A 15,618-nucleotide genomic window follows, 5' to 3' on the forward strand; every position below is an offset into this window, starting at 1 on the left:
GAGTCATGGTGCGTATTCGTGCCGGCGTCGGCGTACAGCGGACGCGGAACATCGCGGCGGTTTTCGTGACGGCGCTCGCCGTCGTCATCAGCGGCTTCGTCGCCGTCGCTCCGGCGCACGCCGACGTCAGCCCGCCGACGGGAACGCCGTCGACCGTCACCGCCGACGCGCTGCCGACGGTGCAGATCAACGGCATCGTCTGGGATCAGGCGGTCGTCGGCAACGTCGTCTACGCGGCCGGCAAGTTCACGTCCGCGCGCCCGGCCGGCGCGGCCGCGGGCACGAACGAGACGCCCCGCAGCAACCTGCTCGCCTACGACATCACGACCGGCGTCCTGATCGCCTCGTTCGCGCCGTCGATCAACGCGCAGGTGCGTCAGGTCGAGGCCTCGCCCGACGGCACGCGCCTGTACATCGTCGGCGACTTCACCACCGTCAACGGGCAGACGCGCAACCGCGTGGCGGCCTTCGACCTCCCGAGCGGGACGCTCTCGAGCTTCAACCCGAACTCCAACGGCGTCACCTCGGGCGTCGCCGCGACGAACGACACGGTCTATCTCACCGGCACCTTCGGCCGCATCTCCGGCAACGACCGCGCCGGTGCGGCGGCGGTCACCCGCGCCGGCGCGCTGCTGCCGTGGGCCCCGGTGCTCGAGGGGCGCCAGGGCCGCGTCGTCGTCGTCTCGCCCGACGGCGGCAAGGTCGTGCTCGGCGGCAACTTCCAGACGCTCAACGGGAGCAGCAATCCGGGCTACGGCCTCGCGATGGTCAGCGCCGCCGACGCCTCGCTGCTGCCGTTTCAGACGAACGACGTGATCCGCAACGCCGGGCTGGACGCCTCGATCTTGTCGCTCAAGTCCGACGGCGCCGGGTCGTTCTACGGCACGGGCTACGTGTACGGCAGCGGGGGCAACCTCGAAGGCAGCTTCCGCTCGTCGTGGGCGACGGGAAGCCTCGTGTGGGTCAACGACTGCCACGGCGACGAGTACGACGTCCAGCCGATGGGCGACGTCGTCTACGCGGCGGGCCACTCCCACTACTGCGGCAGCCTCGAGGACGGCTTCCCGCAGAGCGACCCGTGGACGTTCTACCGCGGCATCGCCGTGACCAACGAGCCCGCGCGCATCACGCCCGCCGGGCTCAACAACGGCTACTACGACTTCGGCGGCAACCCGGCGCCGCGACTGCTCCACTGGTTCCCGAGCTTCAACACGGGCTCGGTCAGCGGCGCATCGCAGGGACCGTGGACCGTCAACGGCAACGGACAGTACCTCGTCTACGGCGGCGAGTTCACCCGCGTGAACAACACGGGCCAACAGGGCCTGGTGCGCTTCGCGGTCGGCGGGAAGTCGACCAACGCGCAGGGGCCGCTCCTGTGGAACACGGCGTGGCCGGCGACTGCGATCTCGCTGTCGGGCGGATCCGTGCGCGTGAGCTGGCCGCTCAACTACGACCGCGACAGCGAGTTCCTCACCTACGAGGTGCTCCGCAACAACGTCGTCGTCAAGACGTTCGAGAACGTGCGCTCCAAGTCGCCCGACTGGGGCCTCCCCGCGATGGCCTACATCGACAACGCCGTGACGTCGGGAACGACCTACACCTACCGTGTGCGCGCGACCGATCCGCAGGGGCACGCGATCCTCGGGGGCACCGCGACGGTCACCGCGAGCGGGACCTCGACCGCGAGCGCCTACAGGGATGCCGTCCTCGCGGACGCGCCGCTGGACTACTGGCCTCTCGACGACGACTCGACGACCGTCTCCTACGACTGGGCGGGCGCGGCCGACCTGAGCGTCAACAGCGGCGTCGCACGCGGCACCGCCGGCGCCATGCTCAACGACGCGCGACCCTCGTCGACCTTCGACGGCAGCGCGGCGGGGTTCGCCTCGACGACGCAGCCGATCGCCGGTCCCGACTCGTTCGGCATCGAAGCGTGGATCAAGACGACCACGACGGCCGGCGGGAAGATCGTCGGGTTCGGCAACAGCTCCACGGGCACCTCGAGCAACTACGACCGCCACGTGTACATGGAGCCGGACGGGCGCATCACCTTCGGCGTCTACCCGGGCTCGGCGCAGACGATCACGTCGTCGAAGGCCTACAACGACGGGCAATGGCATCAGATCTCCGCGGGCATGGGCGCGTCGGGCATGGTCCTGTACGTCGACGGTGTGCGCGTGGCCATGCGCACGGATGTCACGTCCGCGCAGCCGTACAACGGCTACTGGCGCGTCGGCGGCGACAGCCCGTGGTCGGGCAACGCCTTCTTCGCGGGGGCGATCGACGACGTCGCGATCTACGGGGCGCCGCTGACGCGCCAGCAGGTCGCCGCGCACTACGTCGCATCGGGGCGCACGCTGACCGCGGCGACCGCGCCGAGCGACGCCTACGGCGCCGCCGTGTACGCGCTCGAGCCCTCGCTCTACTGGCGTCTGGGTGAACAGAACGGACCGGTCGCCGCCGACTCCTCCGGCTTCGGCCAGCCCGGCACCTACATCGGTGCGGTCGCGCCGGGCGCGGGCGGGGCGCTCGCCGGGGTCGCCGACACCGCCGCGACCTTCGCCGGCGGTCAGGTCATCAGCAAGAACACGTTCTCCAATCCGAGGTCGTACTCCCTGGAGGCGTGGTTCCAGACGTCGACGACCACCGGCGGCAAGATCATCGGGTTCGGCAACAGCCCGGACGGCAACTCCAACAACTACGACCGGCACGTCTACATGACGCCGGACGGCACCCTCGTCTACGGCGTGTGGGTCGGGTTCGCCGAGACGCTGCAGTCGGGGCCCGGGTACAACGACGGTGCGTGGCACCACGTCGTGGCGACCCAGGGGAGCGAGGGCATGCGGCTCTACGTCGACGGCGTGCTGAAGGGGTCGAACACCCAGTCGAACGCGCAGGACTACACCGGCTACTGGCACGTCGGCGGCGACGTGACGTGGGGCCCGGGCGACTGGGAGTTCGACGGTCGCATCGACGAGGTCGCCGTCTACGCGGCCCCGCTCGCGGCGAGCGACGTCGCCCAGCATCACGCGCTGGGCGCGACGGGAGCGGCCGCCAACCTCCCGCCCACCGCATCGTTCACGTCGAGCGTCACCAAGCTCGCGGTCGCCGTCGACGGGAGCGCCTCGACGGATGCCGACGGCACGGTCGCCGGGTACAGCTGGTCGTGGGGCGACGGGACGCCCGACGGTGCCGGTGCGACGGCGACGCACACCTATGCGGCGGCGGGCACCTACACGGTGACCCTGACCGTCACCGACGACAAGGGCGCGACGGCGACGTCGTCCGCGCCCGTCGTCGCGGTGGCCAACCAGGCGCCGTCGGCGTCGTTCACCTCGACCGCCACCGACCTCACGGTCGCCGTGGACGCGGGCGGATCGACCGACGGCGACGGGCATGTCACGGGGTACGCCTGGAACTGGGGCGACGGTTCCCCGGCGGGCAGCGGCGTCACGGCGACCCACGCCTACACGACGGCGGGCTCCTACACGATCACGCTCACCGTCACCGACGACGACGGGGCGACGGCCACGCAGGCGATCCCGGTGACGGTGACCGCTCCGGTCGTCGGGGCGACCTATGCGAACGACTCGTTCAACCGGGCCGTGGCGGCGGGGCTCGGCACCGCCGACAACGGCGGTGCGTGGACGCTGTCCAACACGGCATCCAACTATCGCGTCGACGGCACGAAGGCCGTCTTCATCCAGCCGTCCGCGACGTCGCAGCGCTACGCGTACCTGACGGGGGTGTCGTCCACCGACACCGCGGTCGACGTGGACGTGACGCTTCCGCAGCGCCCCGTCGGCGGCAGCGCGTACGTGACGGTGCACTCGCGGCGCGTGGGCACCGCGGAGTACAAGGCGCGGCTCGTCGTCGCCCCGTCGGGCGGCCTCACCGTGCAGTTGCAGCAGACGGGCGTGACCCTGGCGAACGTGGGCACCGCTCTCACCGTCGCCGCCGGCGACACCCTGCACGTGCGGACCGAGGCGGTGGGCACCTCGCCCACGACGCTGCGGGTGAAGGTCTGGAAGGTCGGCACGGCCGAGCCGACCGCCTGGACGGCGACGGCGACCGACGCCACCGCCGCCCTGCAGGCGCCGGGGGCCGTCGGGCTCGGCGTGTACCTCGGCGGCGGCGTGACCACCGTGCCCTTCGAGACGCGCTTCGACAACTTCTGGGCCGGATCGTCCGCGGGTGCGGCTCCGGTGAATCAGGCGCCGACGGCGGCGTTCACCTCGACGCCGTCGGGGCTGTCGGTGGCGGTGGACGGTTCGGGCTCGTCCGATCCGGATGGCACGGTGACGGCGTTCGCCTGGGACTTCGGTGACGGGGCGACCGGCACGGGGGCGACCGCGTCGCACGCCTACGCGGCGGCCGGGACGTACACGGTGAAGCTGACGGTCACCGACGACAAGGGCGCCACCGGCACCACGACCAACGCGGTGACCGTGACCGCGCCCGTCGGACCGGTCAATCAGGCGCCGACGGCGGCGTTCACCTCGACGCCGTCGGGGCTGTCGGTGGCGGTGGACGGTTCGGGCTCGTCCGATCCGGATGGCACGGTGACGGCGTTCGCGTGGGACTTCGGTGACGGGGCGACCGGCACGGGGGCGACCGCGTCGCACGCCTACGCGGCGGCCGGGACGTACACGGTGAAGCTGACGGTCACCGACGACAAGGGCGCCACCGGCACCACGACCAACCCGGTGACCGTGACCGCGCCCGCCGCGGCCCCGTTCGCGGTGGATGCCTTCGAACGCACGTCGGGCACGGTCCTCGGCGCGGCGACCACCGGGGGGACCTGGACACAGACCTCCGGGACGGCCAACGTCGCGATCGACGCCGGCGCGGCGAAGCTGACGACGCAGGCCGCCGGGCAGACCCGTTCCGCCACGCTCAACGCGGCCACCTCGACGAGCACGGATCTGACGTTCGGCTTCTCGCTCTCCGCCGTCCCGACGGGCGCCCGGATGTACGTCTCGGCGCTCGGCCGGGTCGTGGGTTCCGACGACTACCGGGCCCGGTGGGTGATCGCGCCCGGCGGCGCCGTGCAGGCGCAGCTCGCGCGCGGCGGCACCGTGCTGGCGTCGCTGGATCTCCCGGGTTTCACCGTGAGCGCCGGCACGGTCTACAGCGTCCGGGTGCAGGTCGACGGCACCGGCACCACGGCGCTGCGCAGCAAGATCTGGCCGGCCGGGACGGCCGAGCCGGCGGCGTGGCAGCTGAGCACGAGCGACACGACGGCCGCGCTGCAGACGGCCGGCTTCCCCGGCTTCACCACGTACGCGGGCACGGGCTTCACGGCCCTCCCGTCTGCGGTGCGGTTCGACGACTTCCAGGCGAAAGCCGTGACCCCGTGACGATCGCCCACGCCTACGCCCTGCTCGGTTCCGCGCAGAAGGGGCGGGGGCGGGGCGCGCCCGCCTACTCGCTGTATGTCAACCGCCCCGTCGGGCGGGTGATCGCCGCCGGGGCGTACACGTGGGGGCTGTCGCCGAACCAGGTGACGGCGGTCAGCGCGGTCCTCACCTTCACGGGCGTGGCGCTGCTGGCGCTGGTCCCGCCGTCGACGGCCCTCGGCATCGGCGTCTGGCTGCTGTTGGCCGCGGGGTATGCGTGGGACAGCGCCGACGGGCAGGTCGCGCGCCTCCGGGGCGGAGGATCGCTCGCCGGGGAATGGCTCGACCACGTCGTGGATGCCGCGAAGCTCGTCTCGCTCCACGTCGCGGTGGCGATCGGCGCGTTCCGCTTCTTCGGCCTGCCGCTCGCGTGGACGCTGGTCCCGCTCGGGTTCGCGATCGTGGCGACGGTGACCTTCTTCGCCATGATCCTGAACGACCTGCTGAGCGCACGCTCGGGCGTGCCGCAAGCGGCGGAGGCGGGCGGCTCGTCGCCGCTGCGATCCGTTCTCGGGCTCCCCGTCGACTACGGCGTGTGGTGCCTCTCGTTCGTGCTGTGGGGGATGCCGCCGGTCTTCGCCGTCGTGTACTCGCTGCTCGCGATCGCCGCCGTGCTCTATCTGGTGGCCGCGCTGCCGGTGTGGTTCCGACGCATGGGACGGCTCGGGTGAGCCCGCGACCGGCGGGGCGGCGTGAGAAGAGTCTCATAGTGCGTGGTCCGTCCACCGCGGGTTGTTAGGGTCGGTGTGACCCGCCGGTGTTTTCTGCCGCGGGCAGACTCTTGGGGAGAAAGAGACTCCTCATGCGTTCTTCGGCGACAGCCGTCTCCCTCCGCGCGCTGACGGCGATCGTCGCCGCCAGCGCGATCCTCTTCGGGGCCGTCCCCGCGGCGGCATCCGCGTCGCAGCCCGCCGCGGCATCCGGCCCGGCGCTCGTCGTGTCCGACACGATGGATCGTCGGGTCTCGGCAGGGCTGGGCGACGCTCCGGTCGGCGGCGCGTACCGGCTCTCCGACCCGCGCGCGTTCGCCGTCTCGGGCGGGACCGCCCAGGCCACGCTGCGCGTACCGGGGACGTCGGTGACCGCATCGCCGGCCGCCGTGTCGGCGGAGGACGTGTCGCAGTCGGTCGTCTTCACCGTGCCGCAGCTGCCCGCCTTCGGCCGCGGCGTCTATCTCAATCTGCAGTCGCGCACGACCGCCGCCGGGCGGTATCACGTGCAGGTCGTCGTGGATGCGAAGGGTGCGGCGCTGCTGGAGGTGCTGCGGGTGAACGGCCGCACGCAGACGGTGCTCGCCCGCACGACGCAGGTCCCTCGCGTCAGCGCGGGCTCACCGCTCACCGTGCAGACCAGTGTGCGCGGAACTGCGCCGGTCGCGATCGACGCCAGCGTGAGCGTCGCCGGCGTCGTCGCGCGGGTGTCGGCGATCGACGCGAGCTCGTCGCGCCAGGCGGGCGCGGGTGGCGTGGGCGTCGGGGCCTACCTCTCCAGCAGCTCCCCCGCGCAGGCGATCGTCTTCGACGACTACCGCGTGACGACGACCGCAGCCGCCGCGACGCCCAGCGCTCCCGCGACCCCCACCGCGGCGCCGACCCCGACCGCCACGCCGACGCCGACCCAGACCCCGACCGCCACGCCGACCCAGACCGCCACGCCGACGCCGGCTCCCGCCCCGACGCCGACGAGCGCGCCGCCCGCCGCCGTCCCCGCGACGACGGATGGCGCACCGGCCTGGGACGTCTCCGGCACGCGCCGCGTCCGTGGGGCCGCCCCCCTCGGCACCGTCGCGCCGCCCGCGCCCGCCGGCGCGATCTTCGTCGACTCACGCGCTCGCGCGGGCGGTTCGGGCACGGCCGCGGCGCCCCTCTCGACCGTGCAGGGCGCCGTCGACCGTGCGGCGGCCGGTGCCGTGATCGTCGTGCGCGGCGGCACCTACAACGAGAGCGTCACGGTCCCGGCCGGAAAGGGCGTGACGATCCAGTCCGCGCCGGGAGAGCAGGTGTGGCTCGATGGATCCCGCCTCGTCACGGGGTGGAAGAACGCCGACGGCGCCTGGTACGTGGACGGCTGGACCTCCGACTTCGACTCGAGCCCGACCTTCACCCGCGGCGCCGCCGACGGCACCGCGAGCGGCTGGCAATGGCTCAATTCCGCGCATCCGCTCGCCGCGCATCCCGACCAGGTCTGGATCGACGGCGCCGCCCTCGCGCAGGTCGGCAGCCGCGCGACACTCGCGCCGGGCACGTTCTACGTGGATGCCGCCGCGCGCCGTCTCTACATCGGATCCGCCCCGGACGGGCATCAGGTGCGCGCGTCGGTGCTGGCCAAGGCGCTGTCGGTGCGAGGCGAGGGCACGATCGTGCGCGACATCGGCATCCGGCGCTACGCCACCTCGGTCTGGATGATGGGCACGGTCACGATCGAGGCGCCGCGGGCTGTTCTCGACAACGTCGTCGTGTACGACAATGCGACCACGGGCGTGTTCGTGGGGGCGAGCGATGCCACCCTGCACGGCGTGACGGTGGCGCGAAACGGCCTCATGGGGATCGGAGCGAACCTCGCCGACCGCCTGCGCGTCGATGACGTGCTCGCCGTCGAGAACAACGCCGAGCACTTCAACCAGGCCCCCGTGTCGGGCGGGATCAAGATCGCGAAGTCGCGCGGTGTCGACATCACCGACTCCGCGTTCCTGCGCAACGACGGTCCGGGGATCTGGACCGATCAGTCGGTCTACGACCTGACGGTGGCCTCCAGCGACCTCATCGGCAACCTCGGCCACGGCGCGTTCATCGAGCTCACCCAGAAGGTGGACGTCGTGGATGACCTCGTGGTCGGAAACGGCGGCAACGGGCTGAAGATCAACAACACCGGGGACGTCCTGATCTGGAACAACACGATCGTCGGCGGCAACCGCACCGTCAACATCGTGCAGGATCCGCGTGACGCCGCCGACCCGGCGGTGCCGGGCCACGACCCCCGACGCCCCTTCCCGGACCCCACGATGCCCTGGCTGATCCGTGACATCTCGATCGGCAACAACGTGATCGCCGGCAGCTCCGGCACGTGCACGCTGTGCGTCGAGGACTACTCGCACCGGTACGCCGCAAGCGACCTGAACATCCGCTCGGACGGCAACGTGTTCCAGCGGAACACGGCCTCACCGGCCGGCGCCCCGCAGCCCGCGTGGCTCGTCGTGTGGTCCCGCGGTGCGGCGAACGTGAATCCGTTCGTGTTCACCTCGCTGGACGCCTACCGCGTGGCCACCGGACAGGATCTCCATTCGCTCGCGATCGACGGCCGTCCCGTGACCGCGGCGAACGGCGCCCTGCTCGGCGACGTGCCGGTGAACGGCCTCGCGCAGGCGCGACCCGCGCGTGCGGCGGCGCTGTGGACGGGCGCCCCGAACGGTGTCGGGGCGCGGATGCCGTGATCGGCGACCGCGCCCGGGCCCGGCGCCCCCGGCACGCGGCCGCCCCACCCCGCCGCCCGCCGCAATGACGGGCGGCAGGCGGCGGGCGGCGGGGTGCGCGCCCGGATGCTGCTACTTCGCCGGGCCGGCCCACAGACTGTCGTAGGAGTAGACCACCGGCGCCGCCGTCGCGCTCGCGGACAGGTAGCTGTTGATCCCGACGACGCCGGGTGCCTGCAGCACGGCCGTCGCGTCGGTGGAAGTGAGCGTCCACGCGGCGGGCTCCGGCGACGCGGTGCGCCAGACCTTTGCCTTCAGGGTCGTGGCGTTGACACCGGTCACCTGGAAGCGGATGCTGAGCGCGTCGCCCGCCGTCACGGTCGTGTTCGGGATCGTGAGGCTGGTGAGCACCGTCTCCGTTCCGCCGACCGTGCGGGTCAGCCACACCGCGACGGCGCCGGTGGAGGCCACACGCACCTTGGCGCGGTAGTCGTTCGCGGCGTCGACCTGGCGTCCGATGGCCGAGAAGTAGGAGCCGCCTCCGGTCGCGGGCTGGTTGAACGACACGGTGAACCGCTCCTCGGTGTCCGTCGACGGTGCCGCCGAGGTCAGCGCGGCGGTGTAGGAGTTGCCGGGTGACAGAGTGACCTTGCCGACCCCGCCGGCGACGGAGAACTTCGAGGTCGCGGTCGTGGTCCCCGGCGTGATCGCCCATGTCCCGCCGACGTCGGCCGCACCCCACCCGCCGGTCGCGGTGCGTTCGAAGTCGTCGCGCGCCCACACGCGCGCAGCGGTGACGGTCACCGCTGCGCTCTGCGTCGCGGTGATGCCGCGGTCGTCCGCGACCGTGAGGGTGACGGTGTACGTGCCGGCACTCGCATAGTCGTGCGTCGCGGTCGCTCCCGAGCCGGTGGTCCCGTCGCCGAAGTCCCAGGCGTACGAGGCGACCGTCCCGTCGGGGTCGGCCGAGCCGCTGCCGTCCGCGGTCACCCGCAGATCGGCGACCGTGGTGGTGAACGCGGCGGTCGGCGCGCGGTTGGCCACGACCGTGACGGCGCGGGAGGTCGTGGCCGTCGCGCCGGCGTCGTCGGTCACGGTCAGCGCGACCGTGAAGGTCCCGGCCGAGGCGTACGTGTGCGTCGCGGTCGGTCCCGCGCCGGTCGTCCCGTCGCCGAAGTCCCAGGCAGAGGAGGCGACCGTGCCGTCGGCATCGGACGAGCCCGTGGCGTCCACCGTGAGCGCGAGGAAGTCGGTCGTCGAGGTGAACGCGGCGACCGGCGCCTGGTTCGGACGGGCGCTGGCGGTGACCGTGCGGGTCGTCGTCCCGGTGAGCCCGTCGTTGTCGGTGACGGTGAGGCGCACCGTGTAGTCCCCGGGCGCGGCGTACGTGTGCGACGCCGTCGCCCCGGTGGCGGTGGACCCGTCGCCGAAGTCCCACGCGTAGGAGGAGACGCTGCCGTCCGTGTCGCGGGAGGCGCTCGCGTCGGCCGTCAGGGCGAGGTGGTCCATCGTCGGCGTGAAGGATGCCGTGGGCGCCTGGTTCGGCGCGACGGTCACCGTTTTCGACAGTGCTCCGGTCAGCAGGGTCGCGTCGGTCGCCGTCAGCGTCACCGTGTATGTCCCGGCCGCGGCATAGGTGTGGGTCGCCGTCGGGCCGGCCGCCGACGTCCCGTCGCCGAAGTTCCACGCGTAGGTGGCGAGGTTGCCGTCGGCATCCGTCGTGGCGGAGGCATCCACGCCGATGCCGAGATATGTCGACGACAGCGTGAAGGCGGCGACCGGCGCGCGCTCGCTCGGCACTCGTCCGGCGGCGGCGTAGTGCGCGCGCACGCGGTCCTCACTGAGGACGCCGGGGTAGACGGCGACCTCGTCGAGGGTCGCGGCGATGTAGTTGCTGGAGGTGTTCCCCCACGTCTTGTCCCCGCCGATCCGCCAGAATCCGCGGTAGGCCTGGCCGGTGGCCACGGGTGAGCTCGCGACGAGCTGCGTGTCGATCCACAGCTTCATCCCGCTGGCGCCCTGCGAGGCGACGAGGTGGTGCCACTGGCCGTCGTTGTAGGCGCTGGTGCTGGTGATCGTGGTCTGCGTCCCGTTGTACGTGCCGAAGTTGACCCGTCCGTTCGACTGCATCACGACGTGACGGTCGTAGCTGCTGCTCAGACCGGAGGACGTGTTGCCGAACCCGATCAGCTTGCCGCCCTTCGTGCTCGTCGTCTTGAACCACAGCTCTGCGCTGTAGGCCAGCGGCGAGTCCCACGCCTCCTGGGCGATGCCGACCGCGTTGGTCCCGTTGAAGGTGGTGGCCGTGCCGGAACCCGTGATGCCGGCCACCGAGCGGGTGACCGTTCCGGCCAGTGCGCCCGTGGGTCCGCCCGCGGCGGCATCCGTCAGGGTGGTGCTGCCGGCGGGCTCGTCGAGCCGCCAGTACAGGTCGGGACGGTCGGTCGACACCGTCGCCCCGTAGGCGTCGGTCGCGACGGCGCTCCAGCTCGCGGAACGTCCGCTGGCGAGGTAGTGCGCCTGGACGTCGCTCTGCGGCAGGGCCTTCGGGTAGACGGCCACGTCGTCGATGCTGCCGGCGAGGCCGGCGTCGTTCGGACGGTTGGTGAAGCCGCCGGTCTGGTCGGCGCCGATGCGCCAGTAGCCCGCGTAGCTCTTCGGTGAGGTCGCGGCCTGCGACCTGCCCGCGCGGATGCCGTCGACGTACAGCTGCATGCCGGAGCCGTCGACCGTGCCCACGATGTGGTGCCACTGGCCGTCGTTCACCCCGGCGCGGCTGAAGATCGTGCGGTAACTGCCGTCGTTGATCGCGAAGTTCGCACGCCCGGAGGCATCGAGGTACAGCACGCGGTCGGTGCCGCCGGACGACGACGTGCCCGTGGCGGAGTCGCCGAAGCCGACGATGCGTCCACCCCGGGTGCTGGTCGTGTTCACCCAGGCTTCGACGGTGACCGCGGCATCGCTGGGGACGACGTCCTGTGTCGTCATCCGGGGCGTGCTGCCGCCGGTCGACGTCACGGCGGTGTCGGTGTCGCCTGTGAGCGCGCCGGGCGTGCCGAGGGTGAGGCTCGTCGTGGTTCCGGGCATGTCGCCGATGTCGTCGTACAGGCGCGTGCCGGAGCCCTCGCCCAGACGCCAGTAGTGCGAGGCGCCGCTGCTGCGCACGGCCGAACGATAGGCGGATGTCGCCGCATCGGAGACGGTGGTCCAGGGCGACCAGGCGCTCCATTGCACGTTGCCGTCGGCATCCTTCGCGCGCACCTGGTAGCGCACCTGGGCGCCGGGCGTCTGTCCGGTGTCGGTGATGCTGAGGCTCGGCAACGACCAGAACCGGCTGTCCGTGCGAGTGAAGGTCGCGATCTTCGTGGCCGGGCTGCGGAAGACGTCGTAGGTGATGGGGGCGCCGTCGCGGTCCCAGGCGCTCGCGAAGGGCACGCGCACCGTGCCGCGCTCGTTCGAGTACGGCGCCGGTGTCATCGCGGAGGTGTAGATGGGCCCGCTCAGGTGCGGCGACACCGTGCGCTTGCCGAACCGGGCGAGTCCCTGCTGGGCCGTGCTGCCCACCTTCGGGAACTCGCCGGCGAGCACCACGTAGTCGCTGTTGCCCGTCACGCTCCAGGCCGCCTGCTGGGCGGAGGTGTAGGAGCCGAACTCCAGGTCGGGGTACCAGTTGAGCAGGCCGGCGTACGGCAGGCCCGTGAAGTCCCATCCGTAGGCGTCCTTGCGCGTGATGACACCGGTCGGCGAGGTCGGTTCGGCGGTCGCCTTCATCCACCGCGACCGGGGGTTGGTGTCGGGGAACCCGCCGACGACGCTGCAGTCGTGACGGTGACCGACGGCGTACAGCACGCCACCCTGGGGGAAGCTCGAGTAGGTGTCGCCGAGGCAGTCGTTCACCCAGTTCAGGGCGCCCGTGTAGGGATCGGCGGCGAAGGTGCCCTCGAACGAGGCGCCGGCGCCGTAGGCGTAGCCCGTGCCGTACACCTGCGTGCCGTCGGTGCTGAGGCTGGAGATCGCACCGTTCAGCCCCGCGGTGCGGATGCGGTCGACCGCCGCCCACGGCAGGGCCGCGCCCGTTGCGGCATCCAGGGCTCCCATGCCGAACGCGGCGGCGCCGTTGAGGAGGGTGAACGATCCGGCGACGATGATGCGGGAGTTGTCGGGGCTCGTCAGCATGTCCCAGACGAACCCGTTGCCGGCGGCGGTCGGCGCCCACGGCGTGAGCGCGGCCGTCGTCGCGTTCCAGGCGGCGAGCTCGGTGCGCGGCTGACCATTGCTGGAACGGAAGTTGCCGCCGGCGTACACGGTGTCGCCGATCACGGCGAAGCCGCGCACCTGCCCGTCCGTGCGGGGCGCCCAGCCGGTGAGCGCTCCCGTCGCGACGTCGAAGGCGGCGACGTGCGCCCGTGCCTGCCCGTCGACGGTCGTGAAGTCGCCGCCGAAGTAGACCGTCTTGCCGTCGGGCGCGGCCCGGACGACCAGCCCCTGCGCGTCGAAGGAGTGTGAGAAGTTCGGGGCCGGGTTGCCCGTCGTGATGTCGAAGGCGAACACGTTGTTCGCGTCGATCTCTCCCGCCCCGCCCGCGGCCACCCCGGGGGGCCGGGCCTTGGTGAAGCTGCCGGTGACGTACACGGTGTTGCCGGCGACGGCCTGACTCCAGACGACGCCGTTGATCTGCCAGGTGGGCAGGAGGTCGACGGTCGCGGTCTCGGGCGCCGCAGGCGCCGCGTCCGCGTAGGCGGGCGCGGCGGTGACCACGACGGCGCCCGCGACGATCGTCGCCACGGCGATGGCGGGGGCGAGCAGGCGGGCCAGGCGCGGTCGGCGCGAAGTGGTGCGGATCATGATGTTCCTCGGACGGAGTGCGGGACGCCGTGGCAGGCGAGACGGACGGACATCAGCTGAGAGCCCCGCGGAAGACCGCGGAGGTGTGGACGGCGTCGAAGTCGACGACGATCGTGAGCGGCGTGGAGTGATCGGCCGGTGCCGCGACGGCGTACACGGCGGTCGTGATCGCTGCGGGCCCGACCGTGCCGGCGAAGTCGCGTGCGCCGGACTCCGTCGTGTACACGGGAACGAGGCGGGCTCCGGAGGGGTCGAGCACCGTGACCACGGTGGACGACACGTCGATCTCGCCGTCCGACCCGTTGGTCAGCTCGAGCGAGATGCGCGCGAACTCGCGGCCCGTCGCGGCGCCCGGTCCCTGTGCGGTCTCGGACCCGTACGTCACGGACGAGATCCTCAGCACGACGCCGTCGCCGTACGTCACCTGTTCGGCCGGCGAGGCGACTGCCGCGCTGATCGCGGGAGCGGCGGGGGCGCCGTCGCGGCCGGCTTTCGGGACGGGCGCGTCCGCGGCTGCCGTCGGCGGCGCGGGGGCGGGCGATGCTGTCGCGGCCGTTTCGGGCGTCGTCGTGGGCGTCGCCGCGGCCGGCGTCGCCGCGGGCGGGGATGCCGCATCGCCGCGGGACGAGGCCGCGCAGCCCGTCGCCCCGGCGGCGACGATCAGCGCCAGCAGCGTCGCGCCGATGCCGCGGGACAGCGCCCCGGACGCAGATCTCTCGGTGGTCATGGTGTCAGCTCCTCCGTGAGTCGCGGCCGTCGTGATCCGGCCTGCGGGGAGGGTGCGTGCGCCGGCGCAGCGGCCGATCCCGTCTCCTCGCCGAGGCGTTCGAGAAGCGCCGCGGACAGCGCGCGGTGGTACCGATCGGGGGAGTGGCGCAGCCGGACGCGCTCGGCATCCCCCCAGGCGCCCTCCCGCAGCGCATCCCATTCGTCGTGCACGCGCCGCAGTCCCGCCGCGAGGGCGTCGACGTCGTTCGTGGCCACCAGGAGCGCCGAGGCGAGGTCCGCGGACGCCTCCCGCAGGCCGGTGTGGTCGGCCGCCACGACGGGGCGGGCACACAGCGCGGCCTCGATGAGCACGTTGCCGAACGACTCCGCGCCGCGCGACGGGACGACGGCGACATCGGCGGCGGAGAGGCGGTCCCACACCGAGCGCTGGAAGCCGGCGAATCGCACCCGCTCGCCGATGGCGAGCTCGGAGACGCGGTCGCGCAGGCTCTGCTCGTACCACTCGTAGCCCGGGAAGACGTCGCCGACGATCTCCAGCTCGGCCGCCAGCCCGAGCCCCTGCAGCCGCGCCACCGCGTCGACGACGAGGTCGACGCCCTTGCGCGGCGAGAGCCGCCCGACGTAGACGATGCGCAGCGGTGCGTCGAGGCGGATCCGGGCGGGGGTCGGTGCCGGCGGCCCGGCGACGCCGTTGGGGACGACGCGCGCGCGATCGCGGCGCTCCAGCCACGCCGAGCCGGCGACGCGCCGACTGGTCTGAGAGTTGAAGATCACGCCCGACGCCCACCGCAGCGGGCGGGTGAGGATCGCCCGCACGGCTGCGGGAAGCGTCGACTCGGCTTCGTGCACGTGGACGACGCTCGGCACGCCCGCGCGGCGGGCGGCGAGGATCCAGAACGGGATGGTCACGGTGTTCACCAGCACCACATCGGCGCCGACGTCGGCGATGAGGCGCCGCATCCTCGGCCCGTGCGCCACGACGTCGCGAAGCAGTCGCACGAGACCGCGCGGACGCAGGGCGCTCTTGCGGATGACGGGCGCATCGAGGAAGCGGATGTCGGCCCCGGCGGCGCGCAGGAGCGGGATGAGCGGGCCGTCGTCCGAGCTCGTCACGACCACGCGCCACCCGAGCTCGACGAGGCCGCGGACCCCTTCGAGCATCATCCGGTCCGACCCGTACAGATCGGCGGACGGGTTGGCGACGAGGACGGTGCGAGCGCGATCGGCGGCGGACAT

The 15,618-nt window shown here is 72.6% G+C and carries 6 protein-coding genes; 3 read left to right on the forward strand and 3 right to left on the reverse strand.

What is annotated here, in order from left to right; translation table 11 throughout:
- Positions 1-5: 5 nt before the first annotated feature.
- The 3 genes from AC6CQV_RS00145 (at position 6) to AC6CQV_RS00155 (ending at position 8,829) form a co-directional block, all read left to right on the forward strand.
- Positions 6-5,360: a PKD domain-containing protein gene (locus tag AC6CQV_RS00145; RefSeq protein ID WP_498259929.1), complete on the forward strand. Its 5,355-nt coding sequence runs from the start codon at positions 6-8 to the stop codon at positions 5,358-5,360.
- On the forward strand, positions 5,357-6,070 hold the full coding sequence (locus AC6CQV_RS00150; protein WP_498259930.1) for a CDP-alcohol phosphatidyltransferase family protein: 714 nt from the start codon (positions 5,357-5,359) through the stop codon (positions 6,068-6,070). The genes AC6CQV_RS00145 and AC6CQV_RS00150 overlap by 4 nt, the downstream gene beginning before the upstream one ends.
- 131 nt (positions 6,071-6,201) lie before the next feature.
- On the forward strand, positions 6,202-8,829 hold the full coding sequence (locus tag AC6CQV_RS00155; RefSeq protein WP_498259931.1) for a right-handed parallel beta-helix repeat-containing protein: 2,628 nt from the start codon (positions 6,202-6,204) through the stop codon (positions 8,827-8,829).
- 111 nt (positions 8,830-8,940) lie between these two features.
- Here the strand turns inward: AC6CQV_RS00155 and AC6CQV_RS00160 are convergent, their stop codons facing one another.
- Genes AC6CQV_RS00160 through AC6CQV_RS00170 form a run of 3 tightly spaced genes read right to left on the reverse strand, consistent with a single transcriptional unit; the run spans position 8,941 to position 15,618 of the window.
- Complete coding sequence (locus AC6CQV_RS00160; RefSeq protein WP_498259932.1) at positions 8,941-13,653, reverse strand: PKD domain-containing protein; 4,713 nt, start codon at positions 13,651-13,653, stop codon at positions 8,941-8,943.
- 52 nt (positions 13,654-13,705) lie between these two features.
- Positions 13,706-14,380, reverse strand: a complete 675-nt coding sequence (locus tag AC6CQV_RS00165; protein WP_191009173.1) for a hypothetical protein — start codon at positions 14,378-14,380, stop codon at positions 13,706-13,708.
- Entirely contained in the window at positions 14,377-15,618 is a 1,242-nt protein-coding gene (locus AC6CQV_RS00170) for a glycosyltransferase (protein WP_498259933.1), read from the reverse strand. Before AC6CQV_RS00170 ends, AC6CQV_RS00165 begins: the two co-directional genes overlap by 4 nt.

This window comes from Microbacterium sp. EG9, assembly GCF_059759475.1.

What these genes read in the sequence shown, in the direction of transcription:
- AC6CQV_RS00165 (WP_191009173.1), bottom strand. Translation starts at nt 14,380, where the DNA reads ATGACCACCGAGAGATCTGCGTCCGGGGCGCTGTCCCGCGGCATCGGC.
- AC6CQV_RS00170 (WP_498259933.1), bottom strand. Translation starts at nt 15,618, where the DNA reads ATGTCCGCCGCCGATCGCGCTCGCACCGTCCTCGTCGCCAACCCGTCC.
- AC6CQV_RS00160 (WP_498259932.1), bottom strand. Translation starts at nt 13,653, where the DNA reads ATGATCCGCACCACTTCGCGCCGACCGCGCCTGGCCCGCCTGCTCGCC.
- AC6CQV_RS00155 (WP_498259931.1), top strand. Translation starts at nt 6,202, where the DNA reads ATGCGTTCTTCGGCGACAGCCGTCTCCCTCCGCGCGCTGACGGCGATC.
- AC6CQV_RS00145 (WP_498259929.1), top strand. Translation starts at nt 6, where the DNA reads ATGGTGCGTATTCGTGCCGGCGTCGGCGTACAGCGGACGCGGAACATC.